General features: G+C 62.8%; 24 protein-coding genes. 4 read left to right on the top strand and 20 right to left on the bottom strand.

The annotated features are described in order from the left end of the window. Positions 1-19: 19 nt before the first annotated feature. The 20 genes from ureC to cbiE form a co-directional block, all read right to left on the bottom strand. A complete protein-coding gene (gene ureC, locus ABEH28_RS05165; protein ID WP_172610566.1) occupies positions 20-1720 on the bottom strand; it encodes an urease subunit alpha in 1701 nt (566 codons plus the stop codon). Positions 1721-1861: 141 nt separating this feature from the next. Then, entirely contained in the window at positions 1862-2167 is a 306-nt protein-coding gene (locus ABEH28_RS05160; protein WP_065987755.1) for an urease subunit beta, read from the bottom strand. Beyond that, positions 2164-2700 (bottom strand): GNAT family N-acetyltransferase, encoded by a 537-nt coding sequence (locus ABEH28_RS05155; RefSeq protein WP_346629315.1) that lies wholly within the window; start codon positions 2698-2700, stop codon positions 2164-2166. Before ABEH28_RS05155 ends, ABEH28_RS05160 begins: the two co-directional genes overlap by 4 nt. A gap of 26 nt (positions 2701-2726) precedes the next feature. Beyond that, positions 2727-3278, bottom strand: a complete 552-nt coding sequence (locus tag ABEH28_RS05150) for an N-acetyltransferase family protein (protein WP_346629314.1) — start codon at positions 3276-3278, stop codon at positions 2727-2729. A gap of 61 nt (positions 3279-3339) precedes the next feature. Then, the gene (locus ABEH28_RS05145; RefSeq protein WP_020293711.1) at positions 3340-3642 is read right to left on the bottom strand and encodes an urease subunit gamma; all 303 of its coding nucleotides are present in this window, start codon (positions 3640-3642) and stop codon (positions 3340-3342) included. Positions 3643-3840: 198 nt separating this feature from the next. Then, positions 3841-4686, bottom strand: a complete 846-nt coding sequence (locus ABEH28_RS05140; RefSeq protein WP_346629313.1) for an urease accessory protein UreD — start codon at positions 4684-4686, stop codon at positions 3841-3843. A 49-nt stretch (positions 4687-4735) separates the two neighbouring features. Next, positions 4736-5434, bottom strand: a complete 699-nt coding sequence (urtE, locus tag ABEH28_RS05135; RefSeq protein WP_346629312.1) for an urea ABC transporter ATP-binding subunit UrtE — start codon at positions 5432-5434, stop codon at positions 4736-4738. Between the two features lie 121 nt (positions 5435-5555). Beyond that, positions 5556-6410: an urea ABC transporter ATP-binding protein UrtD gene (urtD, locus tag ABEH28_RS05130; protein ID WP_346629311.1), complete on the bottom strand. Its 855-nt coding sequence runs from the start codon at positions 6408-6410 to the stop codon at positions 5556-5558. Beyond that, positions 6407-7486 (bottom strand): urea ABC transporter permease subunit UrtC, encoded by a 1080-nt coding sequence (urtC, locus tag ABEH28_RS05125; RefSeq protein ID WP_192173457.1) that lies wholly within the window; start codon positions 7484-7486, stop codon positions 6407-6409. The genes urtD and urtC overlap by 4 nt, the downstream gene beginning before the upstream one ends. Further along, positions 7486-9075 carry an urea ABC transporter permease subunit UrtB gene (gene urtB, locus ABEH28_RS05120; RefSeq protein WP_346629310.1) on the bottom strand — a complete coding sequence of 530 codons (1590 nt, stop codon included), beginning with the start codon at positions 9073-9075 and terminating at the stop codon, positions 7486-7488. The genes urtC and urtB overlap by 1 nt, the downstream gene beginning before the upstream one ends. A gap of 187 nt (positions 9076-9262) precedes the next feature. Beyond that, entirely contained in the window at positions 9263-10528 is a 1266-nt protein-coding gene (gene urtA, locus ABEH28_RS05115; RefSeq protein ID WP_346629309.1) for an urea ABC transporter substrate-binding protein, read from the bottom strand. Positions 10529-10777: 249 nt separating this feature from the next. After that, positions 10778-14254: a DUF6543 domain-containing protein gene (locus ABEH28_RS05110; protein WP_346629308.1), complete on the bottom strand. Its 3477-nt coding sequence runs from the start codon at positions 14252-14254 to the stop codon at positions 10778-10780. A gap of 264 nt (positions 14255-14518) precedes the next feature. After that, positions 14519-15892 (bottom strand): PepSY domain-containing protein, encoded by a 1374-nt coding sequence (locus tag ABEH28_RS05105; RefSeq protein ID WP_346629307.1) that lies wholly within the window; start codon positions 15890-15892, stop codon positions 14519-14521. 85 nt (positions 15893-15977) lie between these two features. Next, on the bottom strand, positions 15978-16433 hold the full coding sequence (locus ABEH28_RS05100) for a DUF2946 domain-containing protein (RefSeq protein ID WP_346629538.1): 456 nt from the start codon (positions 16431-16433) through the stop codon (positions 15978-15980). A 35-nt stretch (positions 16434-16468) separates the two neighbouring features. Further along, positions 16469-16945: a copper chaperone PCu(A)C gene (locus ABEH28_RS05095; RefSeq protein ID WP_346629306.1), complete on the bottom strand. Its 477-nt coding sequence runs from the start codon at positions 16943-16945 to the stop codon at positions 16469-16471. A 49-nt stretch (positions 16946-16994) separates the two neighbouring features. Next, positions 16995-17420: a DUF2946 domain-containing protein gene (locus ABEH28_RS05090; protein ID WP_346629305.1), complete on the bottom strand. Its 426-nt coding sequence runs from the start codon at positions 17418-17420 to the stop codon at positions 16995-16997. Positions 17421-17508: 88 nt separating this feature from the next. Then, positions 17509-17799: an addiction module antidote protein gene (locus ABEH28_RS05085; RefSeq protein WP_346629304.1), complete on the bottom strand. Its 291-nt coding sequence runs from the start codon at positions 17797-17799 to the stop codon at positions 17509-17511. 145 nt (positions 17800-17944) lie between these two features. Then, positions 17945-18667: a cobalt-precorrin-6A reductase gene (locus tag ABEH28_RS05080; protein ID WP_346629537.1), complete on the bottom strand. Its 723-nt coding sequence runs from the start codon at positions 18665-18667 to the stop codon at positions 17945-17947. An 11-nt stretch (positions 18668-18678) separates the two neighbouring features. Beyond that, entirely contained in the window at positions 18679-19776 is a 1098-nt protein-coding gene (locus tag ABEH28_RS05075; protein ID WP_346629303.1) for a cobalt-precorrin-5B (C(1))-methyltransferase, read from the bottom strand. Beyond that, a complete protein-coding gene (cbiE, locus tag ABEH28_RS05070; RefSeq protein WP_346629302.1) occupies positions 19776-20978 on the bottom strand; it encodes a precorrin-6y C5,15-methyltransferase (decarboxylating) subunit CbiE in 1203 nt (400 codons plus the stop codon). Before cbiE ends, ABEH28_RS05075 begins: the two co-directional genes overlap by 1 nt. Before the next feature lie 208 nt (positions 20979-21186). On the opposite strand from cbiE, the gene cobG reads away from it, so the two are divergent. From cobG to cobJ, 4 genes are read left to right on the top strand one after another with little or no spacing between them, the layout of a single operon-like run. Next, a complete protein-coding gene (gene cobG, locus ABEH28_RS05065) occupies positions 21187-22539 on the top strand; it encodes a precorrin-3B synthase (protein ID WP_346629301.1) in 1353 nt (450 codons plus the stop codon). Continuing rightward, a complete protein-coding gene (locus tag ABEH28_RS05060) occupies positions 22532-23158 on the top strand; it encodes a precorrin-8X methylmutase (RefSeq protein WP_108119017.1) in 627 nt (208 codons plus the stop codon). Before cobG ends, ABEH28_RS05060 begins: the two co-directional genes overlap by 8 nt. Next, entirely contained in the window at positions 23155-23889 is a 735-nt protein-coding gene (locus ABEH28_RS05055) for a precorrin-2 C(20)-methyltransferase (protein WP_244655966.1), read from the top strand. The genes ABEH28_RS05060 and ABEH28_RS05055 overlap by 4 nt, the downstream gene beginning before the upstream one ends. Further along, a complete protein-coding gene (cobJ, locus tag ABEH28_RS05050; protein WP_346629300.1) occupies positions 23889-25598 on the top strand; it encodes a precorrin-3B C(17)-methyltransferase in 1710 nt (569 codons plus the stop codon). Before ABEH28_RS05055 ends, cobJ begins: the two co-directional genes overlap by 1 nt. Positions 25599-25820 lie beyond the last annotated feature (222 nt).

Raw genomic sequence — 25820 nt, 5'->3', positions numbered from 1 at the left:
AACAAAGTGAGTTCTGCGCTTAGAACAGAAAATACCGCTGCGCCATCGGCAAGACCTCGGCCGGCTCGCACCACAACAGCACGCCGTCGGCCTTGACCTGATACGTCTGCGGGTCCACGTCGATGTTCGGCAGGTAGTCGTTGTGGATGAGGTCGGCCTTGGTCACGCTGCGGCAGCCCTTCACCACGCCAATCTGTTTCTTCAGCCCCAGCTGCTCCGGAACGCCGGCATCAAAGGCCGCCTGGCTGATGAAGGTCAGGCTGCTGGCGTGGAGCGAGCTGCCGTAGCTGGCGAACATCGGGCGGTAGTGAACCGGCTGCGGGGTCGGGATCGAGGCGTTGGCGTCGCCCATCAGACTCGCGGCAATGGAGCCGCCCTTGAGGATGAGGGTCGGTTTCACGCCGAAGAAAGCCGGGCGCCAGAGCACCAGGTCCGCCCATTTGCCCACTTCCACCGAGCCCACCTCATGGCTGATGCCGTGGGTGATCGCCGGGTTGATGGTGTATTTGGCGATGTAGCGTTTGGCGCGGAAGTTGTCATTTCCCTCGCCGTCACCGGGTAATGGCCCGCGCTGGCGTTTCATTTTGTCGGCGGTCTGCCAGGTGCGCATGATCACTTCGCCGACGCGGCCCATGGCCTGGCTGTCGGAGCTGAGCATCGAGAATGCGCCCAGATCATGAAGAATGTCCTCGGCGGCAATGGTTTCGCGGCGGATGCGGCTCTCGGCGAACGCGACGTCTTCGGCGATGCTCGGGTCCAGGTGATGGCAGACCATCAGCATGTCCAGGTGCTCGTCGATGGTGTTGCGGGTGAACGGCCGGGTCGGGTTGGTCGAGCTCGGCAACACGTTAGGGAAGCCGCAGGCCTTGATGATGTCCGGTGCGTGACCGCCCCCGGCGCCTTCGGTGTGGTAGGTGTGAATGGTGCGGTTCTTGAACGCCGCCAGGGTGGTTTCGACGAAGCCGGATTCGTTCAGGGTGTCGGTGTGGATCGCCACCTGCACGTCGTACTGATCAGCGACGCTCAGGCAGTTGTCGATGGCTGCTGGCGTGGTGCCCCAGTCTTCGTGCAGCTTGAGGCCGATGGCGCCGGCCTTGACCTGCTCGATCAGCGGCTCGGGCAGGCTGACGTTGCCTTTGCCGGTGAAGCCGATGTTCATGGGGAACGCTTCGGCGGCCTGCAGCATGCGCATCATGTGCCACTTGCCGGGCGTGACCGTGGTCGCGTTGGTGCCCGTCGCCGGGCCGGTGCCGCCGCCGATCATGGTGGTGACGCCGCTCATCAGCGCTTCTTCGATCTGCTGCGGGCAGATGAAATGGATGTGGGTGTCGACGCCGCCGGCGGTGAGGATCATGCCTTCGCCTGCAATCACTTCGGTCGCCGCGCCGATGGCGATGGTCACGCCGGGCTGGATGTCCGGGTTGCCGGCCTTGCCGATGGCAGCGATGCGCCCGTCCTTGAGACCGACGTCGGCTTTGACGATGCCCCAGTGATCGACGATCAGTGCGTTGGTGATCAGCGTGTCGACGACTTCGGCAGCCACGCCCTGGCCCTGGCCCATGCCGTCACGAATGACCTTGCCACCGCCGAACTTCACTTCCTCGCCATAGACCGTGAAGTCCTGCTCGACCTCGATCCACAGCTCGGTGTCGGCCAGACGCACACGGTCGCCGACAGTGGGGCCGAACATGTCGGCGTAGGCTTGTCGGCTGATCTTCATACTTCGTTCCTCGAATCAAAGCGGCAAGCCTCAAGCGGCAAGCTGCGAGTAAAAGCGAATGTTGTGTACGCCGCGGACTGCTGTGCTTGGCGCTTGTAGCTTGGCGCTTGCAGCTTGACCTGGCTGGAAAGTGAACGCGTTTTACAGTTCACCCATAACTCTTCCGGCAAACCCGAAAACCCGCCTCAACCCGGCCAGGTCCACCAACTCCACTTCCCGCGCCTGCCCTGGCTCGAAGCGCACGGCGGTGCCGGCCGGGATGTTCAGGCGCATGCCCCGGCTGGCGGCGCGGTCGAAGGTCAGGGCGTCGTTGGTCTCGAAAAAATGAAAGTGCGAGCCGACCTGAATCGGTCGGTCGCCGCTATTGGCGACGCTGAGGGTGATGGTGCGGCGACCGGCGTTGAGCTCGATGTCGCCGGGCTGGATCTGGTACTCACCAGGAATCATGCGCTCTTCCTCGACAGTAACTTGTAGTAAATGGCCGTGGCCTTGTATTCGCCGTCAGGGTTGCAGGCGTAGTCCGGCAGCAGACCCGACAGCTCGTAACCCAGCGCGCGATAGAAATCTTCAGCATCGGAACCTGCCAGCGTGTCCAGAAACAACAGCCCGCGCTGATGCTGCTGCGCGGCCTGTTCCACGGCGGTCATCAATTGAGTTGCCAGCCCGCGCCGACGCGCCTGACTGAGCACCAGCAATTTCTGCACCTCGGCGCGGTTCAGGCCGTTGGCCTTCTGGCACAGCGCCAATTGCACCGTCGCCAGCACCTGGTCTTCTTCTGCCACCACCCACAGCAGCACGTTGCCCTGCCTGACCTCGGCTTTGACGCCGTCCCACCAGTCGGCAGCCTCCTCGGCGCCTAGATCCGCCATGAACCCGACCGACGCGCCGTCTTGCACGGCGTCGAGCAATAGCGCCACCAGCCCCGGGCGGTAGTGGGCAAAACTTTCTGGCGTGACGCGGCGTAAGTGGGCGGCATTCATGGACGAAATCCTTTCAGAATGAACATTCAGGCGACAGGCTTGATGCCGGGCGCTTGCGAGGGTGGAGCAGAGGCGCCTGGCGACAGGTCCAGCTGCATGAAGGTCAGGTCCAGCCAGCGGCCGAACTTGGTGCCGACCTGGGGCATCTGCCCGGTGGTGATGAAACCCTCGCGCGCGTGCAGGTGAATCGACGCCGCGTTTCCGCTTTCGATGGCCGCGACCATCATGTGCTTGTCGCAGGCGCCGGCGCGTTCGATCAGCGCTTTCATGAGCAGCGGACCCAGGCCGTTGCCCCGTTGATCGGCACGCACGTAAACCGAGTGCTCAACGGTGTGGCGAAAGCCTTCGAATGGCCGCCAGTCGCCGAACGACGAATAGCCCAGCACCTGATCGTCGGCGTCGACCGCCACCAGAATCGGGTACGCCTGGGCCTGGCGCGCGGCGAACCAGGCTTCGCGGTTGGCGAGATCCACCGGTTGCTCGTTCCAGATCGCCGTGGTGTTGAGCACGGCGTCGTTGTAGATGGCCAGCACGGCCGGCATGTCCGTCAGCAGTGCGTCACGAATCGAATAGGTCATGTTCGTTTCCACGGGTTCCTGTGTGGCTGTTTCAGTGGGCATCTCAGCGTCAATGCGCCGCTCAGGCAATCGGTTGATGCACGGTGACCAGCTTGGTGCCGTCCGGAAAGGTGGCCTCGACCTGGATTTCCGGGATCATTTCCGGGATGCCCTCCATCACCTGTTCACGGGTCAACAGAGTGGTCCCGTAGTGCATGAGGTCGGCGACGGTCTGGCCGTCCCGCGCACCTTCCAGCAGGGCGGCGGAGATGAAGGCCATCGCTTCCGGGTAGTTGAGCTTCACACCGCGTGCCAGCCGCCGCTCGGCCACCAGGCCTGCGGTGAAGATCAACATCTTGTCTTTTTCGCGTGGTGTCAGGTCCATGGGTTTTGTCCGTCTTAAATAACTGAATAAGTCAGCGCTGCAATGTATCTGTAGGAGTGAGCTTGCTCGCGATAGCGGTGTGTCGGAGACATGTCCCTATCTGATGAATCGCTATCGTCCGGATGCGGCCCAGACCAAGCTCACTCCTACAGCATGTCTATGCGTGCCCCGAGGGAGCGAGTCGGGCAACGCGTCCCATCAAGTGCTCCAGATCCGCGGCGCCACCGCTTCCCGGCCCAACAGGGAAGGGCGCAGCAGCTTCCATAATGCAATCAGCCAGGCCCGCGCATGCAGGGCTTCGTCTGCCAGGCAACGGGCGATGATCAGCCCGGGCAGCTGGCTCAGGTCGCCGCGCACGGGGGAATGTTCGGCCAGCTCGCGGCAGCGCTCCATCAACTCAGCGTCGATTTCCCCGGTCACGATCAGCGTCGCGAACACCGGTTTGCCACCGAGGCCGATCGGCGAATTCAGCAAGCCGTCATTGCCGACAATGCGCTGGCGCTCGTGCCACAACAGCTGGCCATCGCGCCGAATATCCAGATGTGCCTGAAAGTGGCCGTGATCGAAGCGCTCGCCACTGGCCGGCCGGCCCAGCGCAACCACATCCCAATAAAACAGCCGGGCGTCGCCTTCAAGGTCGATTCGCGTGGTCAGTTCAGCCTTGGCCTCGCTGAACACGATGCTCTCTTGCGGCAGCCATTCCAGCGTGCCCCCTGCAGCGACTTTGATGTCCAGTTGCTGATAGGCCGGACCCGCCGCGCGGTACCACTTCGCTGCGCCGGGACTGGTCAGTTGCGCCCAGGCGTTGGCGCCGACGCTGGCGCTGATGTCCAGCCGGTCGCCGCCGGCAATGCCGCCCGGCGGGTGAACGATGATGTGTTGGCAGACCTGCGGGCCTTCGGCGTACAGATGCTTTTGCACCCGCAACGGACCTTTATGGCGTCGCTGGGTCGGGCGCGTGCTGTCGCCGAAACGCCCATACGCCAGCTCCAGCTCGGCATGCCAGCTGGGGGTGAACAGGGCGGTGTGGGCAGGAAGATTCATAAGTCGATTATCGTGTTATCGAAGGACCGTACCTTAGCTGATCGGCGCATCAAATGGTGACCAGGCCCCGAACGCCTTCGGTCTCCATGTTTTCGCCGCGGCCCTGCTGGACGATCTCGCCGCGGGACATGACGATGTACTGATCCGCCAGCTCGGCGGCGAAATCATAGAACTGCTCGACCAGCAGGATCGCCATGTCGCCGCGCGCCGCGAGCTTTTTGATCACCGCGCCGATTTCCTTGATGACCGAGGGCTGAATGCCTTCGGTGGGTTCGTCAAGAATCAGCAGGCGAGGGCGACTGGCGAGGGCGCGACCGATCGCCAGTTGCTGTTGCTGACCGCCGGACAAGTCGCCGCCGCGCCGGTGCTTCATCTGCAGCAGCACCGGGAACAGCTCGTAGATGAACGCCGGGACTTCCTTGGCTTCCGAGCCGGGAAAGCGCGACAGGCCCATCAGCAGGTTTTCCTCAACGGTCAGTCGCCCGAAAATCTCCCGGCCCTGGGGCACGTAGGCGATCCCGGAATGTACGCGCTGGTGGGGTTTGAAACCGGTGATCGGCTTGCCTTCCCACTGCACCACGCCTTCTTTGGCGGGCAGCAGCCCCATCAGCACTTTCAACAGCGTGGTCTTGCCCACGCCGTTACGACCGAGCAGGCACGTGACCTCGCCGATTTTTACGTCAAACGACAAGCCTCGGAGGATGTGGCTGCCGCCGTAGTACTGGTGGAGCTTTTCGACTTGGAGCATGGCTGAATTCTCAAAATTCTGTGTAGGAGTGAGCTTGCTCGCGATTGCGGTGGATCAGTCACCGTTCATGTGTCAGATACACCGCAATCGCGAGCAAGCTCACTCCTACAAGGGGAGCGCATTACCGCCCCAGATACACCTCAATCACTCGTTCATCCGCCTGCACGTCTTCCAGCGATCCTTCCGCCAGCACGCTGCCCTGGTGCAGCACGGTGACGTGGTCGGCGATGGTGCCGACGAAGCCCATGTCGTGCTCGACCACCATCAGCGAGTGCTTACCGGCCAGGCTCTTGAACAGCTCGGCGGTGAATTCGGTTTCGGCGTCGGTCATGCCAGCGACGGGCTCATCGAGCAGCAGCAATTGCGGGTCCTGGACCAGCAACATGCCGATCTCCAGAAACTGTTTCTGGCCGTGGGACAACAGCCCGGCGGGGCGCGACATCGACGCGGTCAGGCGAATGGTTTCCAGCACCTCGTCGATGCGGTCGCGCTGTTCGCCGTTGAGCTTCGCCCGCAGGCTGGCCCATACCGATTTGTAGGTCTTCTGCGCCAGCTCCAGGTTTTCGAACACGCTCAGCGCTTCGAACACCGTGGGTTTTTGAAACTTGCGCCCGATCCCGGCCTGGGCGATCTGCACTTCGCTCATCTTGGTGAGATCAAGGGTTTCGCCGAACCAGGCCTTGCCGTGACTGGGGCGGGTCTTGCCGGTGATCACGTCCATCAGCGTGGTCTTGCCCGCACCGTTGGGGCCGATGATGCAGCGCAGCTCGCCGACGCGGATGTACAGATTCAGATCATTGAGAGCCTTGAACCCGTCGAAACTGACGCTGATGTCTTCCAGCGTCAGGATCGTGCCGTGCAGGGTGTTCAGCCCCTTGCCGGCAACCTGCCCGAGACCGATGGCGTCGCGGCTGGTACCGGCATCGCTGTTCGGGTCGAGCACCGGATCGAATGCGGGCGTCGGAGTGCTTTTCATTGCTCGCCCCTTTTCTTGATCAGGCCGATCACGCCTTTGGGCAGATACAGCGTCACCACGATGAACAGCGCGCCGAGGAAGAACAGCCAGTATTCAGGGAAGGCCACGGTGAACCAGCTCTTCATGCCGTTGACCACACCGGCGCCAAGCAGCGGGCCGATCAGCGTGCCGCGCCCGCCCAGGGCGACCCAGACTGCCGCCTCGATGGAGTTGGTCGGCGACATTTCGCTCGGGTTGATGATGCCGACTTGCGGCACATACAACGCCCCGGCCAAACCGCACAACACGGCGCTCAACACCCACACGAACAGCTTGAAGCCGCGCGGGTCGTAGCCGCAGAACATCAGGCGGTTCTCCGCATCGCGCACGGCGGTCAACACGCGGCCGAACTTGCTGCGCGCCAGACGCCAGCCGACAAACAGGCTGCCCGCCAGCAACGCCACTGTCAGCAGAAACAACACCGCGCGGGTGCCCTGGGAGGTGATGCTGAACCCCAGAATGCTGCGAAAGTTGGTGAAGCCGTTGTTGCCGCCAAAGCCGGTTTCGTTGCGGAAAAACAGCAGCATGCCGGCGAAGGTCAGGGCCTGGGTCATGATCGAGAAGTACACGCCCTTGATCCGCGAACGGAAGGCGAAGAAGCCGAACACCAGTGCCAGCAACCCCGGCGCCAGCACCACCAGGCACATGGCCCAGAGGAAATGCTGCGTGCCGACCCAGTACCACGGCAGTTCGGTCCACGACAGAAAGGTCATGAACGCCGGCAGGCTGTCACCCGACGCCTCGCGCATCAGGTACATGCCCATCGCGTAACCGCCGAGGGCGAAAAACAGCCCGTGGCCCAGGGACAACAGGCCGGCGTAACCCCAGACCAGATCCAGCGCCAGCGCGACGATCGCGTAGCAGAGGATCTTGCCCACCAGCGTCAGCGTGTAGGCCGACACCTGCAGGCCGTTGCTTTCAGGCAGCAGGGACAACAACGGCAGGGCGATCAGCAGGGCAAGAATCACCGCGCCGACCGCGACCGTGATTTTGGTGCCGGCGCGTTGCGCGGCAGTGACCATCAATGGCTGATTCATCAGTCGATCACCCGTCCTTTGAGTGCGAAGAGGCCTTGCGGACGTTTCTGAATGAACAGAATGATCAGCGCCAGGATCAGGATCTTGCCCAGCACCGCGCCGATCTGCGGTTCGAGGATCTTGTTGGCGATGCCTAGCCCGAAGGCCGCCGTGACGCTGCCGGCCAGCTGACCGACGCCGCCGAGCACGACCACGAGGAAGGAGTCGATGATGTAGCTCTGGCCCAGGTCAGGGCCGACGTTGCCGATCTGGCTCAGCGCCACGCCGCCCAGACCGGCGATGCCGGAGCCGAGCCCGAAGGCCATCATGTCGATGCGCCCGGTGGGTACGCCGCAGCAGGCGGCCATGTTGCGGTTCTGGGTGACGGCGCGCACGTTGAGGCCCAGGCGCGTTTTGTTCAGCAGCAGCCAGGTCAGCACGACGACAAACAGCGCGAACGCAATGATGACGATGCGGTTCCAGGGCAGCACGAGGTTGGGCAGCACTTGAATGCCGCCCGACAGCCATTCCGGGTTGGCCACTTCGACGTTCTGCGCGCCGAACACCACGCGAATCAGCTGAATCAGCATCAGGCTGATGCCCCATGTCGCCAGCAATGTTTCCAGCGGGCGACCGTACAAGTGGCGAATGACCGTACGCTCCAGCGCCATGCCGATGCACGCAGTCACGAAAAACGCGATCGGCAGCGCCACCAGCGGATAGAACTCAAGGGCGCCGGGGGCGTAGCGCTGAAACATCATCTGCACGACGTAGGTGGCGTAGGCGCCGAGCATCAGCATCTCGCCGTGGGCCATGTTGATCACACCGAGCAGGCCGAAAGTGATCGCCAGTCCCAGCGCCGCCAACAGCAGAATCGACCCCAGCGACAGGCCGGCGAAGGCTTGCCCGAGGATCTCGCCGAACATCAATTTGCGTTTGACCTGAGCCAGGCTGGTTTCGGCCGCCAGGCGCACGGTAGCGTCGGTTTCGACGTTGGGTTCGAGCAGGGTTTCGAGACGGGTGCGGGCCAGCGGATCACCGGTTTCACCGAGCAGACGCACGGCGGCGAGCCGCACGGTGGGGCTGATGTCGACCAGTTGCAGATTGGCCAGCGCCAGGGTCAGGGCGGCGTGAACGCTGTCGTCCTGTTCGCTCGCCACTTGCTGCACCAGCAAGGGCAACTGCGCCGGACGGGCGCTTTTTTGCAGGACCTGCGCGGCGGCCAGACGGACTTTCGGGTCGGCGGCTAAAAGCTGATGGCTGGCCAGCGCGGTATTGATCAGGCCGCGAAGGCGGTTGTTCAGGCTGATGGCTTGGGGCGCATCGGGGTTGGGTGCATCGGCCACCGCGGGGGCGTCCGGGTCGACGGCGATAAAGCTGTCGCCGTTCTGGATGAACGCCCGGTTGCTGCTGTCGGCAGCGACGCGGCCATCCTGCAGGGCAACCAGCAACTCGACGCGCGCCGGGTCAGGCCTGGCGGCCCAGCTTTCCAGCAATTGGGCGCGCTCGGAGGAGTCGGCCGCAACAAAGTCGCCGGCCTCGCTGGCGTGGGCGGCGAAGGGCAGCCACAGGCACAGCGCGAGAATAAGGTGATGGAAGTATCTGGGCATATCGAATCCTGAGAGCACCCGCATGACGTAACGTCAGACGAGGAACCTGTAGGAGTGAGCTTGCTCGCGATGGCGGTATACCAGCCGACATCATCGTCACAGGCAGATCGCGATCGCGAGCGAGCTCACTCCTACAGGGATAGGTTCAGCCGGAACATTTCAACCGACCGTTTACCCTGTTTTTTCCTTAGTTGCTCTTCACCGCGTAGTCAGGCTTTTTGTCGTTGCCCGGAATGAACGGGCTCCACGGCTGGGCGCGAATCGGTTCTTTGGTCTGCCAGACCACATTGAACTGACCGTCGGCCTTGATCTCGCCGATCATCACCGGCTTGTGCAGGTGGTGGTTGGTTTTGTCCATGGTCAGGGTGAAGCCCGACGGCGCGGCGAAGGTCTGGCCGGCCATGGCTTCGCGGACTTTATCCACGTCGGTGGACTTGGCTTTCTCCACCGCTTGCGCCCACATGTGGATACCCACGTACGTGGCTTCCATCGGGTCGTTGGTCACAGCCTTGTCGGCGTTCGGCAGGTTGTGCGCCTTGGCGTAGGCCTTCCAGTCGGCGACGAACTTGGTGTTGACCGGGTTCTTCACCGATTCGAAGTAGTTCCACGCGGCGAGGTTGCCCACCAGCGGCTTGGTGTCGACGCCGCGCAATTCTTCTTCGCCGACCGAGAACGCCACCACCGGTACGTCGGTGGCTTTCAGGCCCTGATTGCCCAGCTCTTTATAGAACGGCACGTTGGAGTCGCCGTTGACCGTGGAGATCACAGCGGTTTTGCCGCCTGCCGCGAACTTCTTGATGTTCGACACGATGGTCTGGTAATCGCTGTGACCGAACGGGGTGTAGACCTCTTCGATGTCCTTGTCCGCCACACCTTTGGAGTGCAGGAACGAGCGCAGAATCTTGTTGGTGGTGCGCGGGTAGACGTAGTCGGTGCCCAGCAGGAAGAAGCGCTTGGCCGAGCCGCCGTCTTCACTCATCAGGTATTCAACCGCAGGAATGGCCTGCTGGTTAGGCGCGGCGCCGGTGTAGAACACGTTCGGTGACATCTCTTCGCCTTCGTACTGCACCGGGTAGAACAGCAAGCCGTTCAGCTCTTCAAAGACCGGCAACACCGATTTGCGCGACACCGAAGTCCAGCAACCGAACACCACGGCGACCTTGTCCTGGGTCAACAACTGACGACCTTTCTCCGCAAACAACGGCCAGTTCGACGCCGGGTCGACCACCACAGGCTCAAGCATCTTGCCGTTGACGCCGCCCTTGGCGTTGATTTCATCGATGGTCATCAGCGCCATGTCCTTGAGCGAGGTCTCGGAGATGGCCATGGTGCCGGACAAAGAATGCAGAATGCCGACCTTGATGGTCTCGGCCGCCTGAGCGGTCCAGGTCAAACCCATCGCTGCGATCGATGCAGACAAAGTGAACGCTTTCAGCAAACTACGACGCTTCATTGGCTAGCTCCATTCTTTGATTTTTTTAGATGACGGCTGTTGGCGGTGCAGAGTTGAGTCTGCTTAGGCTTTAGCAAACGCTGGGCCAAGGCCGCGCGCGTCGCAAAATGGAATGAAAACGTCGCCAGCTTTGGGCGCCCCGCACCAATGTGGATCGGTGCGAGTCAGGTGGTGCGTCAGGTGCGCCCAACTGGTGCGATCCCTTTGGAGCCGCAAGGCTGGGTGGTCTGACGCGATTGGCGAGAAGGGCTACCTCACAAAAAGCTCACGCTCGCCGGTGAACAGATCGAATGTTTCGTACACCAGCCTGTCCGGCGCGGTGAAATAGGCGAACGTTTCTCCATTCACCTCTCTGAACGCCCTGAGTTGCAGGCGGGTGCCAGGCGGGATGGCGACGTGATCACCGAGAAAACCCGAGAACATGTTTTTCTTCGGAACCGACGGCGCGAAGATCAGAAACACCGGATGCGTATTGCTCGGCGCCGGGTCAGTCACGAAGCTGTCCAGGCTCCAGCGCACGGCATTGGTTCGGCTGATCGACGCCGATTGCACGCCCGCATCCACGAACACCGCACCGAGCTCGCGTCGCAATTGCTGCAGGCCCTCGTCTGTTACGTGCGCGGCGCGGAACGCATCGCCTTTCCATGAGCGCAGGCGGTGGAACTGGTTGAGGAATGCCTGCGTGCGGGGTGTTCGCGCGCCGCTTCTCAAGAGTCGGTTGATCTCGGCCGAGCCCCCTTCGATATAGTCGAGCAGTTCGGGGTAGAGCTCCGCTTTGGCGTGGTTCGCGAGGGCCAGGAAGCGCGGTTCATCAAGGGACGGTTCAGTGATGGAAATGCCTTCGATTGGAGTAGGCCATCCGTTGAGCAATCGGCTCAAGTCATGCCGGGCCTGTCGGTCGGCCTGTGGACTCAGGCGCACGACCGGTTGCGAGACCTTCTTCCAGCCCCCGGCGCTTGACCGGACGACATATTCATCCTCATGGATCAGTAGCGCTGGATCCCGAGAATAGGGGCGATACAGGCGAGATCGTCCGAACAGGTTGAAGCGTCGACCCACGTAACCCGTTTCAGAGCCGAAGGTGATTTCGGTGAATTTGTTCGGGTCCAGCCGCGTGACCATGCCCGACTCGGCAAAGAAGGGCGCACCAGCGGGTGACAGCATATAGCCGATTTGCACCTGCCCATGGCGTCCGGTGCGGCGGACCAGATGCGGGCGTTTTATCATCGCCAGTTGAGGCCCCTTCAGCGCTGCGGCGCTTGCTCGACCAATCCCGGCAGTCAGCAAATAACCGGCCGCGTCCGTAAACTCTTGGGCTGCACCCTCCCAGTCGTCTTCATCCACTTTTTGAAAGCCGCTCCAGGCGTTGTAAAGGCCCAGCCCCAGTGCGAGCGGAACCATGACCGGCGGGGGCAACAGCAGCAGTGCGATGCTCACGACCATGTCGAATACCTGCTTTCGGGAATTGCCACCACCAGGCTGGACCAACAGGGATTTCGCTTCTTCTTTCAGTTGGCGGATCCTGATCCTGAAATGCTCGTCAAACAGGTCGCCGGTCTGCGTCACGAAGACCACTGGCTTTATCAAATGGGACGGGGCGGGAAATGGACCTGGCAGCGACGTCAACGCGTCTGGAAAGCGCCAGTGCTTGAGCCACTCCTCATAATCGAGCATCACCCGGGCCAGGCGCCTGTCGGCCAATGGCATCAACCTCGCCACGTAGGATTTGTACACGTCTTGTTCCAGAAACGCCTGGGTGAGATGGAACATGCTGTCAAAGGTGCGGAACACCACGTTATCCGGCGCGTTAAGCGTGCAAAGGGTCAGAGGCCCCCTGTCGAATTTGCCGACCGGGGCAATCAGCATGATGTCCGGGATTTTTACCCCGCTGATCTGCAGTAATCGCACCTCGATCCTGACCCCGTCCACCCCCTGACGCCGCTGTGAATCGGGACCGTCCAGTACCGCTTTGATCCAGGCCAGCCGGTTTTCAGGAAAGCCGTTCAGCTCACTCTCGATATACGCCATGCCCAGGCGCGCCAACAGCAACTCGCGGTGCTGATGCTTCAACTGGTCAGCGAAATCAGAGTGGTCAAAGTGTTCGGCAAGGTAGTCATCCAGTCGCTTTGGCATGTCGATTCGCGCCAGCAACTCGCGCGTGAATTCTGCGGAGAGCCCCGGTATTTCTGCACCGTGCCCGTCTGCAGCCCGCAACTCGCTGGCATCCTGAGCGGTCACCCGCAGTGCGTTGTCGTGGGCCAGTGCGTGCAGTGAGAAGGTCTGCGAGTGAGTCTCGGTTTCCATCACGGTGATAGGGTAAAAGCGTACCGGGATGGGCTGGTGGAACATCGCCGTTACCAGAATCTGTCGGGGCGACAGTTGAATGTTTTTCTCTGCCAGTGCGGCGCTGACCGTCGCATCGGCGTAAGCCCTCAGGACGTGCAGGCTGTCAGCTTGTGGTGTGTTGAAGTGATCAAGGCTGATGCGCCGGATTGCGCGGATCGCCTGCGCGTACACCGTCGCGTGTCGCGCCCATTCGACGTGCTGATCTTCATTCATCCGTTGCCACCACTCAGGCATCTGCTCGCGCACCACATCGCAATCCAGCAGGCGCTCGATGCGGTGGTTATCGAACAGCTGTTCCGAGGCCATCAGCTCGAAAATCAGCCGCTGGAATGAGGGTTGATCCAGCCTGAGGGACTGAGCGATTTTCACCGCGTGATCAAAGTCGGCCTTCTGTTTGATGATCTGCAATGTCAGCAGCAGGCTCATGAAATTGTTGCCCAGCCTCTGCAAGCTCCAGCGCAGAGCGGGCTGCGCGTTTTCAACGCCGGGAAGCGCCAGTGCCACCACGTCATCGAGCGTGAGATGGCTCAGCAGCCGACCGCGTTGAGTGTCCTCGGCAAGGCGTCGGGTGAGAGTCTCGGTGAGCTGATGCAGTGAATCGAATCGCTCCAGACTGTCGGCGGGGGTGTACAGAATGACCTCGCCCAGTGACGCGTCGTCGGTTGCCGGAACCTGATCGCTGCGTTGTTCGGTGATCACAAACGTGCCGGTCAGAGGAAACAGCGGACCGTCGCTCCTACCCAGCGACAAGCTGAACACATCGTATTTCTGCAACGGCTCGGGCGAGGTGTCGACGCCGTAATCCAGCGTGTCGTTAAGCATGCCGTGCAGATGCGGCTGAAACTGGCCGCGCTCGACACGCATCTGGCCTTCCAGCCTGAGCAGTTGAACCCGGTCGGCGAGAAAGTCATCGCGCCGGGTTTTGCCGGAAGGCTGAATCTCTGCCCAGTGATCCGAGAGCCGTTGCTTGTACCGCTCGGCCAGCGTTTGTGCGACGGAGGTGTACAAAGCGGCCAGCGCGTCGCGGTCCAGTCCGCCAAGGGAGGGCGTGTCAGACGAAGGAAACTCTGTGGCGTAGAGCCCGGCAGACTCGACGTTCTGCCATTCAAAGAGCCCGGTGAAATGGGCAACCAGGCTGGCAAGCAGCGGGTAACTGCTGATGGTCGCCGTTGCGGCAGGTTGCGGGTTTCGCTCTCGGCAGACGAGCCGCGCACTGGCGCAGTCAACCACAAGACCGGGATGGGTCAGGCGAAGGCATTCGGCAAACGTCTGTTCAAGGGCCTGGGTGAAATCGGGCAGCTCGTAGCGTGTCAGCGCGGGGCTGTCAGCGATGGGTGTGGAGGTAGACGTAGTTGAGGGAGTGACGGTTGTGGGATTCATGGTGCCTGTTCATTGCATGGGGGATGATTCGCAGAACCGTTGGGTTCGGCAACTCATTGCATGGAGTCAGGGCTTGGGGCGTGCGTCTGTAGGCACTCTCTGGCCTGAGCGCGAAGGGAAAGCGACCAGGCAAGTAGGATTTTTCGGGGGAGAAAGGCAGCGCTCAGTGAGCAGATAAAACAGGTGCGGAGCCTGAAACCCGAAATGAGGAGGAATTCATCACTAAACCACCCAAAAGAGGTTCCAGGCCCCGCGAGACGCAATCTAAGCTGTTGTCGCCATTTTGGCAAAGCGCGAACGCACTATTCGATCGAGCAGCCACACCGCCAGCATCGAAACGCCCACCAGTGGGAAGGCCACGCCCAGCACGATCATCACCGCCGTCGCAGTTTTCCAGCGCGGCAAGTCATGGCGCAAAGGCGGAACGCCAAAGCCGTTCTGCGGGCGACGCTTCCACCAGATCACGATTCCGCTCACCGAACTCAGCAGCACCATCAGGCAGATGAACAGAATCAGCAGCTGGTTCACCCAGCCGTACATCTTGCCTTCGTGCAGCATCACGCCCAGTTCAGTGGCCTTCGACACCGTGCTGTAATCGCTGTAACGCACATCCGCCAGCACCTTGCCGCTGTACTGATCGACGTGCAGCGTGGCGTCATTTCGCGGGTCGTCGGCGAATACGGAAACGGTGAATACGCCGTCAGCCGTTTTCGGTTGGGTGATGCTGTAGCCCGGCTCGATATGGTGCGCCTTGGCAATGTCCACCACTTGCTGAAGGGAGATGCCCGGCGCTGCGGGAGCGCTGGACATGTGCATGTGATTCATGTGCTCGGCGTGATCCCCGGACGACACCGGCATCGGCGTGTTTTCCATGGCCCACGGCACGGTTTGCACGCTCGCGCTGTTCAAGGCGCCCGCTTGCTTATCCGACTTGGGTACGTCATTCCACATGGCCGCCGGAAAAGTGTTCCACACGTCGGCGTAGACCTTTCCCCACATGCCGGTCCAGGTCATGCCGCTCAGGAGCATGAACAGCAGCGCCACCGAACCCCAGAATCCGGTCACCGCGTGCAGGTCGCGCCAGAGAATGCGACCACGGGCTGTGAGGCGAGGCCAGAGCACGCCGGCCGGTGATCGCCCTCGCGGCCACCACAGATACACACCTGAAACCACCAGCACGATGCCCCAGCCAGCCGCCAGTTCCACCAGCCGATCACCGACGGTGCCAATCATCAGTTCGCCGTGCAGTTCGCGCGCGATGGCTTGCAGGTTTTGCTTGGCGTCCTGGGTACCGAGCACCGTGCCGCTGTACGGATCGATGAACACGTTCACGTCGCGGCCGTCATTTTTGACCACGAACTGCGCGCTGCCCTCGGCGTTCAGCGGCGGCAGGTACTTGCTCACTTGCGCCTGTGGATAAGCGGTCAGCACGCGGTTTTGCAGGTCATCGGCACTGAGTGAGTGGTGCGCGGGTTGGACTGTCAGCAGGTCGCTGTACATCAGCGCGTCGAGCTGAGGCTTGAACAGGTAAATGATCCCGGTGACCGCCAGCAGGATCATGAACGGCGCGACGAACAGGCCGGCATAGAAATGCCATCGCCACGCCAGGTTGTAGAAAGACACATTCGGTTTGGACATGGTGCAACGCTCCCGTCAGGGAAAACACGGCGCAACCCGCTGGCGGCCGGGAAGCCGTCAGCGGGTACGAATCAATTTGTGGTGTTCAGGCGACTGACGAGAGGGGTGGCGCGCGACTGCGAGCGTTGGGGAAGACGTTGCGTTGAGCGTGACCGTGTTGCGTGGCCTCGTTGTAGAAGTCCCCGGGCTTAGGCGGGATCGGCGCCAATACGGCCACGGTTTTGGTCAGCGCCGGGCAACTGAACAGCAGCGTGCAATAGCCGCACTTGGCCCAGATGACGTGATCGACGCCGGCGCTTTGCTCGGCCTTGGCGTGACTACTGTGTTCGCCTGCGCCCATGTCCATCGACACCGACATGTCCATTCCGCCATGCATCGACATGGACGTCGGCGCAGGCATCGCCATGCCGCTGTGATGCTCCATCGGCATGGATTGCGAGATCAGCGGACCGATGAAGATCATCAGCATGGCGAACAGGCTCAGCCAGGCGCCCTGCGGATGACGAGGGGCGGTGGCGGATCTGGCGCGGGTCGCGGGCAGGCGGTTCAAGTGGAGTGGTGTCGGTATTCAGCGGGTCAGTGGGCGTGGGCCGGAGCGGCAGCAACCGGTGGTTGTTTCAGTACCACGACGTCAACGGTCAGGTCGCCCGCTTTTTGAAAGTGCAGGGTCAGCGGGAAGGTCTGGCCGTCGATGAGTCGAGTGCGGTCTTTCAGATCCAGCAGCATGACGTGATAGGCCATGGGGGCGAATGTCACGGTGCCACCGGCAGGGATATTCACCGTCTCGACGTGCTGCATCTTCATCAGGCCGTCCTGGCTGACGTGCTGATGCAACTGGGCGGCACCGGCGATGGGGCTGTCGACCGCTTCCAGTCTGTCAGCGTCAGGACCGTTGTTGGTGATCACAAAATAGGCCGCGACGGTGGGCGCGTTGGGCGGCAGCGCCATGGACCATGGCTGCGCGACGGTCAGTTGCCCCTTGGTGTAATCCTGGGCTTCAACGAAACCGGCTGGCAGCGCGAGGGCGATCAGCAGGAGGATTTTGTTCAGCATCTACGCAGGTCTCCGGTTCATTCAGGTACGCGACGGCACGATCGGGACATCAGACCTTGGGCGATGCGTGAGGATTACGGTCAGGCCAGTGCTGACGTGGTGCCGCGCGCAGCACCAGCACCGCGACAGGGAAACGCACCGGCTCGACCAGGGCGAACAGTCCGAAACCGATGCGGGTCGGCACTGCAACCAGTGGCGTGGCGTGTGTGCAGCAGGCGCAGTGCTGCATGAAGGCGATGTCGGGGTGATAGGGTGATTGTCTGTCGATGACTTCAACGGGCGTCATGGCCAGTCGTGACGCGGCGCCAGTGCAGGCGCTTCCCCAAACCAGCCGCTCACCCTCGGGGCGCGGCATGGTCGGTGTCATTGGCATTGCCAGCACGCCGAACAGCAACGCGAAACAGGCCACCCAGGCAAAGGCCCGGCGCCGCTTCTGCGTGATGATTTGATCTTGTTGTTTTTTCATGTCGGCCATTTAGCCTGATCGGCCGCCAGATGTAAAAAGCCCGCCCGCGACGTTATGTCGCGCGGCGGGTTTGGTTCAGTCAGGGTTCAGCAGGGGGTCAGGCGGTGGAGGCGTGGAGTTTTAGGCCAAGGGCTTTGATGACTTTCATGATGGTGGCGAATTCGGGGTTGCCGTTTGTGCTCAGCGCTTTGTACAGGCTCTCTCTACCCAGCCCAGTATCACGTGCGATCTGAGACATGCCATAAGCCCGCGCGGTGTTGCCCAGAGCTTTGCGTATGAGCACACCATCGCCATGGTCTTCTTCAAGGCACGCGTCCAGATAGCCTGCCATGTCTTCGGGTGTTTCCAGATATTCCGCTGCGTCGAACGGTTTGAATTCTTCTTTCATCATTGTTCCCTCGCCGTGAAGCGTTCCGCACAAAACACAAGGGAAGGTATCCCGGAGGATACATTTCCGATGTCAGGCGAGTCAGACGGTGGAAGTCAGACCGATCCGCAAACCCGGACGATGTTCACGGCATCTTTGGCATGCGTCAGCCAACGTCCCGCAACGCATCCAGCACCTCGCCCACACTCCAGAACGCCCGATCCACCTCCGGCAACACCGGCCGCTTCAACACCAACACCGGCATCCCGCGTTCCCGCGCCACTTCCAGCTTCGGCTCGGTCGCGGTGCTGCCGCTGTTCTTGCTGATGAGGACGTCGATGTTGCGAGTCTCGAACAGCTCGCGCTCGTCCTCCAGGCGGAAAGGCCCGCGGGCGCCGATCACTTCACAGCGTTCGTTTCCGGCGTAGATGTCCAGGGCGCGCAGCGTCCAGAACTGATGGGCTGGAATCTCGTGCAGATGCTGCAAAGGCTCGCGGCCCAGGGTGAACAGGGGGCGTTGAAAGGGGGCGAGGGCGGCGATCAGTTCTGCCCAGTCCGCGACTTCGCGCCAGTCATCGTCTGGCCCCGGCTGCCACGCGGGTCGACGCAACGCCCAGCAGGGGACACCGGTCAGCTTTGCCGCCATGACAGCGTTCTGGCTCATCTGCGCAGCGTAAGGGTGCGTTGCGTCCAGGATCAGATCGATGCCAGTTTGCTGTACGAAGTTTGCCAAACCTTCAGCGCCGCCGAACCCGCCCACACGCACTTCACAGCGCAAGTCGGTGGGCACGCGACCCACGCCCGCCAGGCTGTAAATATGTTGAGGCCCCAGCGTGCGGGCGATCGCGAGCGCGTCGGTCACGCCGCCGAGCAACAGCACGCGTTTGATGGCTGCCTTTTTCAAACGAAGCCCCCCGCGTGCCCGACGATCCCGCCCTGTCGGTCGATGGCAAAAACCTCGACCTGAACCTGCGCCGGCACCACGCTGCGGGCGAAATTCAGCGCGTGCTGACACACCGCATCACCCAGCGCGATGCCGAAGGCGGAGGCCATGGCCAGCGCTTGCTGACTGGTGTTGGCCTCGCGAATGTTCTGTTGCAGCTCGGCATCGGCGCCCACCTCGGCAGCCCATCGCGCAAGCTGATGCAGATCGATGCTGGAGTGCCGGCTGTGAAGGTCCATGTGGCCTGCCGCCAGTTTGCTGATCTTGCCGAAGCCGCCGCAGACACTGAGCCGCTCCACCGGAGTTTTGCGCAGATGCTTGAGGACGGCGCCAACAAAGTCGCCCATCTCAATGAGCGCGATGTCGGGGATCTGATACACCCGACGCATCGTGTCTTCGCTGGCGTTGCCGGTGCAAGCGGCGATGTGCTGATAACCGTTGGTGCGCGCAACGTCGATGCCTTGGTGGATCGACGCGATGTACGCCGCGCAGGAAAAGGGCCGGACGATGCCGCTGGTGCCCAGAATCGACAGCCCGCCAAGAATCCCCAGTCGCGGGTTCATGGTTTTCAACGCCAGTTCGCTGCCGTTTTCGACGCAGACCGTCACTTCAAACCCGCCGCCATAGCCGACCTCATGGGCCAGTTGCGTGAGGTGTTCGGCCATCATCCTGCGCGGCACCGGATTAATCGCCGGCTCGCCGACTCCCAGCACCAGGCCCGGGCGGGTAACGGTGCCGACCCCTTCGCCCGCGACAAAACGCACGCCCGGCTCAGGGATCAGCCTGACCTGAGCAGACACCAGCGCGCCATGGGTCACGTCCGGATCGTCCCCGGCATCCTTGAGCGTGCCGGCCTCGGCGCCGCCCGCAATCAGGCGGCAGAATTCCAGGCGCATCTGCACGCACTTGCCTTTGGGCAGCGTGATTTCGATCGCATCGTTGGTTTCGCCGGCCAGCAACAGGCGCGCAGCAGCGAGGGACGTCGCCGTGGCGCAACTGCCGGTGGTCAAGCCGCTGCGCAATGGCGCGGGTTGTTCGGCTGTTTCGTCGCGCATCAGGGTTTGATCGCTTCGAGCAGGGTGATCGGCAGCGCCTGACGCCAGGTGTCGAACTCGCCCAGCGGCTTGGCGTGGGCCAGATGAATGCGGGTCAGTTCACCGCCGTATTGCTCGCGCCAGCTCACCAGCATCGCCTCGCTTTGCAGCGTGACGGCATTGGCCACCAGTCGACCGCCCGAGCGCAGGTTTTGCCAGCACGCGTGCAACACACCTTCGCGCGTCACGCCGCCGCCGATAAAGATGGCGTCCGGTTGCTCAAGGCCTTCAAGGGCATCGGGCGCACGTCCACGAATCAGCTGCAGGCCAGGCACGCCCAGCGTATCCCGGTTGAATTCGATCAAGTGTTGCCGTCCCTCGTCAGCCTCGACAGCGATGGCGCGGCAGGTCGGGTGCGCGCGCATCCACTCGATGCCGATGGAACCGCAGCCTGCGCCCACGTCCCACAGCAATTCACCGGGAACGGGGGCGAGGCGGGCCAGGGTAATCGCGCGCACGTCGCGCTTGGTGAGCTGGCCGTCATGCCGAAACGCTTCGTCCGGCAGACCGCCCAGCGGCGAGAGGCGCAGTGCATCAGGCTGTGCGCGGCACTCGATGGCGACCAGATTCAGCGCCGCGATGTCGGTGGCGTTCCACTCACCCGCAGTGCCCTCGATCTGTCGCTCGGCGCTGCCGCCCAAGTGTTCGAGGACGATCATGGGACTCGGACCAAAACCGCGTTCCTTGAGCTGCGCCGCGATGGCCGCGGGGCTCGAACCGTCGTTGCTCAGCACCAGCAGGCGCAGCCCATGCTGCAAGTGGGCGTTCAGCGCGGCGATCGGGCGGGCGACCACCGACAGCGTCACCACGTCCTGCAACGCCCAACCCAGGCGCGCCGCTGCCAGGGAATAAGACGACGGCGCGGGAATTACCCGCATTTCATCGAAGGGGACGAGTTTGGACAGGCTTGCGCCGACGCCGAACAACATGGGATCGCCGCTGGCCAGCACGCAGACCGGGGCGCCGTGTTGTTCCAGCACCGGGCTCAGGGAAAACGGGCTCGGCCACTGGCGCTGCTCCGCCTGTATGCACGGAGGCAACAAGGCAAGCTGCCGCGCGCCGCCGAACACCTGCCTCGCCTGCAACAGCGCGTGCCGAGCGTTTCGGCCCAGGCCTTTATAGCCGTCCTCACCGATTCCCACGACTGTCAGCCACGGCGACATGAATTGCCCTCAACCCGATTGCGTGCAACAGGCCCGCCTGCTCGGCCTGTAAAAGTGGCCGGCATGATACCGCGCCGACGGGCCCGGTTCGTACGGGTTTGTGAATCCGACAGAGCGTCTTTTCATGGCAACGGCCAAAGCAGGCATAATACGGCCCCTGTAACTTTTCGTTTCTCTACGCGTCCGCCCGTTCGCACCAGGTGATCCTTTGACCGAGCCGTTGTCTGCTCGCCCATCCGCTACGCCCATTCGCCCCTCGGCCTGCCCGGGGTTGCTGCGTATCGTCCCGGCGCTGGATGGCGGCATCTGCCGGATCAAGCTGCCGGGCGGGGTGCTTTCAGCGGAACAGGCGATGGTCGTGGCAAGTGCCGCCGAGGGGTTCGCGAGTGGCGTGATCGAGGCGACCAATCGCGGCAATCTGCAGATTCGCGGCATCGGCGCCGACCACGACGGGCTGATTGCCAGCCTGCTCGATGCCGGTCTGGGGCCGAGCAATCCCGCCAGTGACGACGTGCGCAACCTGATGCTCAGCCCGACCGCAGGCATCGACCCGCAGCAGCTGCTCGACGTGCGTCCGCTGGCCGGGCAGATTCTGCATTCCCTTGAGCACCACCCGCGTTTCCATGAGCTGTCGCCCAAGTTCGCGCTGTCGCTGGACGGCGGCGAGGGGTTGGCGATGCTCGAGCATCCCCATGACCTCTGGCTGTCCCCGTTGCAGGTCGATGGCCAGACGCTGCTGGGATTTGGATTCGCGGGTTGCCCGGCCACCGATTCGCCGGTGGCGGCGGTGGCACCGGAAGCCGCGCATGCATTGGTGGTCGCGGTGCTGGAAACCTTTCTGAATCTCGCTCGCCCCGAACATGCCCGCATGCGTGATCTGCTGAAAGAAGTGCCCGTTGCGCGACTCATCGAACACGTCGCCGCGCGTTTGCCGCAGCGACTGGTGATTGATCAAAAAGTAACCGATTGGCGGCGTTCGCCTGCCCGGTCTTTCGCGCACATCGGCACGTATTCCCAGGCAACAGCCGGCATCATGGCCGTGGGCGCAGGCGTGCCGTTGGGGCGTCTGCGGCCGTCCATGTTGCGCGAAGCCGCCCGACTGGCGATCGCGTTCGGCGACGGTCAGTTGTGCATGACGCCATGGCAAAGCCTGATGCTGCGCAATGTCCCGGCAGGCCATTCGGTGACCGTGATGGAAGGCTTGAGCCAAGCGGGTTTGCTCGTCGATGCCGCTCAGTCGCTGTCGAAAATCGTCGCCTGCACCGGCTCCGCTGCCTGCGCGAAAGGGCTGGCGGACACCAAGGCCGATGCCCTGCATCTGGCCGCACTGCTGCAAGAAAACGCCATCAGCCGCGCAGTGCATCTGTCCGGCTGCGCGCGTTCATGCGCCGCTGCGCACGTGATGCCGGTGACCTTGCTGGCAGCGTCGCCCGGTCGGTACGACCTTTATTTTCGTCATGCAGGAGTGTCCGGATTCGGCGATCTGCATGCACGTGACCTCACTATTGAAGCAGTCGGCGCGTTGTTGACCGCCGACTCACGGAGCAACACCGATGATTGATTACATCCGCGACGGCCAGGAGATCTACCGTAACTCCTTCGCGATCATTCGTGCCGAAGCCCGGCTCGATTCCATCCCGGCCGACCTGGAAAAACTCGCCGTTCGGGTGATTCACGCTTGTGGCATGGTCGATGCGGTCGAGGGCCTGCGCTTCTCCCCCGGTGCGGGCACGGCCGGCCGCCGCGCGCTGGCGGCCGGGGCGCCGATTCTGTGTGACGCGCACATGGTCGCCGAGGGGGTCACACGCACGCGCCTGCCCGCCAACAATCAAGTGATCTGCACCCTGAAAAACGAACGCGTGCCCGAGATGGCCCGTGAGTTGGGGAACACCCGCTCGGCGGCGGCGCTGGAGCTGTGGCGGCCGCACCTGGAAGGGGCGGTCGTGGTGATCGGCAACGCGCCGACTGCGCTCTTCTATCTGCTGGAAATGCTTGATGCCGGCGCGCCCAAGCCTGCGCTGATCCTGGGCTTCCCGGTAGGTTTCGTCGGCGCCGCTGAATCCAAGGACATGCTCGCCGCCGACAGTCGCGGCGTGCCCTACGTGATCATGCAGGGTCGTCGTGGTGGCAGCGCCATGGCCGCCGCGGCAGTCAACTCACTCGCCACGGAGATCGAATGATGGCACCACGGGGTCGTCTGATTGGCCTGGGCGTGGGGCCGGGTGATCCGGAACTCATCACCGTCAAGGCGCTGCGCCTGCTGCGCGAATCGCCCGTGGTCGCGTACTTCGTCGCCAAGGGCAAGAAGGGCAATGCGTTCGGCATCATCGAAGGCCATTTGCAGCAGGCCCAGACGCTGATGCCGCTGGTGTACCCGGTGACCACCGAGGCGTTGCCCGTTCACATGTCTTACGAGCAAGTGATCAGCGATTTCTACGACCGCTGCAGCGCTGATCTGGCGGCGCATCTGGACGCTGGACGCGACGTGGCGGTGATCTGCGAAGGCGACCCGATGTTCTACGGGTCCTACATGTACCTGCACGATCGTCTGGCCGATCACTACGACGCCGAAGTCATCCCGGGCGTCTGTTCGATGCTCGGCGGTGCGTCGGTGCTGGGTGCGCCGCTGGTGTACCGCAATCAGAGCCTTTCAGTGCTGTCCGGCGTGTTGTCCGCCGAGGAACTCAAACGCAAGCTTGAGGACGCCGACGCTGCGGTGATCATGAAACTGGGGCGCAATCTGCCGAAAGTGCGCCAGGTGCTGGTTGAAACCGGGCTGGCCGAGCGCGCGCTGTACGTCGAGCGCGCGACCATGGCCAATCAGAAGATCGTGCCGCTGGCCGAGGTCGACCCGATGTCATCGCCGTATTTCTCGCTGATCATTGTCCCCGGTGAACGGTGGCAGGGCTGATGAGCACAACCCCTCTCAACGCCCCGGCCATTGTCATTCTGGGCAAAGGCGCGCTGGCGACGGCGCGACGCATTCAGCAGCTGTACCCCCAAGCGCTGATTTATGGGCTGGCCGGACGTGTCGAAGACGTCGACCGCCGCTATTCGGAATTTGGCGCGACGCTGCGCCAGCTGTATCAGCAAGACACGCCGATCATCGCGCTGTGCGCGGCGGGTATCGTCATCCGCACGCTGGCGCCGGTGTTACTGGAGAAGGGCGTCGAGCCGCCGGTGCTGGCCGTCGCCGAAGATGGCAGCGCAGTGGTGCCGCTGCTTGGCGGACTGGGCGGCGTCAATGTCATGGCCCGGGAAATCGCCGCCTCGCTGAACACCGCAGCCGCCATCACCACCAGCGGCGAACTGCGCTTCGGCACCTGTCTGCTTAATCCTCCCGCCGGCTATGCGTTGGGCGATCTTGAGCTGGGCAAGCGCTTCGTCAGCGATTTGCTGTCGGGGGAAAGCGTGCGCGTCGAGGGCGCGGCGCCGTGGCTGGCTCAGGCACAGTTGCCTGAAGATGACCAGGCGCAGTTGGCTATTCACGTCGGTTACGCCGAGCGCGAGCCCAGCGACCACGAACTGTTGATCTACCCGCGCAACGTGCTGGTGGCGGTGAGCGGTGATCTGGCAGATCCCGCCGATACCGTGAAAGCCGCGCTGCATGATTCGCGCATCGCCGTGCAGGCGCTGGGCTGTTTACTGGCCAGCAAAGCCGAGATGGCCAATCCGGCGCTGCACGCGGCTGCCGACGCACTGGGCGTACCGTTGCGTTTTACCTCCGCCGGTACGCCCGCCGACATGACCCGGCAGGTCCTGCCGCAATTGTTGCCACCGTTGACCCCGGCGGCGGGCATCGCCATTGCCGTGGCGCCGCAGCCGTTAGAAGTTGAACAGATCGGCTGTGCACGAGGACGACTGGCGGTTATCGGGCTTGGCCCGGGCGCCACTGACTTCATGATTCCTGCTGTTAAAGCCGAGCTCGCACGCGCCAATGACGTGCTCGGCTACGAGACTTATGTACGCATGGCCGGGCCGTTCCGCGCCGACCAGGTGCTGCACTGCACCGACAACCGCGAAGAAATGCTGCGCGCTCGGCATGCATTCGAGCTGGCCGCTGAAGGCCGTTCGGTGGTGGTGGTTTCATCGGGTGACCCCGGCGTGTTCGCCATGGCCGCGGCGGTGCTGGAAGCGCTGCACGAATCGGATAATCCCGACTGGCACCGGGTTGATCTGCACATCCTTCCGGGGGTGTCTGCCTCGCTGGCGACGGCGGCGCTGGCGGGTGCGCCGTTAGGTCACGACTTCTGCGTCATGTCCCTGTCGGACAACCTCAAGCCATGGGAGATCATCGAGAAGCGCCTGGATCTGGCCTGTCAGGCCGATCTGGCGCTGGCGTTCTACAACCCGATCTCGCGCTCTCGCCCTTGGCAGCTGGGGCGGGCGCTTGAAATCGTGCGCCAGCATCGCAGCCCTGAGACGCCGGTGACGCTGGGGCGTGATGTGGGTCGGCCGGCGCAGACGTTGCGGGTCATTACGCTTGGCGAGCTGAGGCCGGAGCACGTCGACATGCGCACGATGGTGCTGGTGGGGTCGTCGTTGACCTGCGTGTTCCCGCGCACCAATGGTGAGTCGTGGGTCTACACGCCGCGCTGGTACGGTGCCAAGCCGACGTGAGCGACGGTTCGGTTTGCTCTGTGGGATTGGTCCGATAACTCGCGCAGGCCTGACGGCAACGCCATGACGAAACCGCTGCAGACGCCTGCGGAAATCCCGTTGGGCCGGCTCCGGGTTACGTCGTCTGGTTCCGCGCTGACTGAGCCCCAACCTCGAGAGCATCCGTATTTCTTGAGGTTCAGGGGCTTCATGTTTCCCTGAATTCAACGCTTTGCTGTAGGA

The organism is Pseudomonas sp. Ps21-P2 (assembly GCF_039672565.1).
GTDB lineage: Bacteria > Pseudomonadota > Gammaproteobacteria > Pseudomonadales > Pseudomonadaceae > Aquipseudomonas.
Note: the sequence above shows the minus strand (reverse complement) of the source record. Positions and strands in the feature narration are given on the sequence as shown.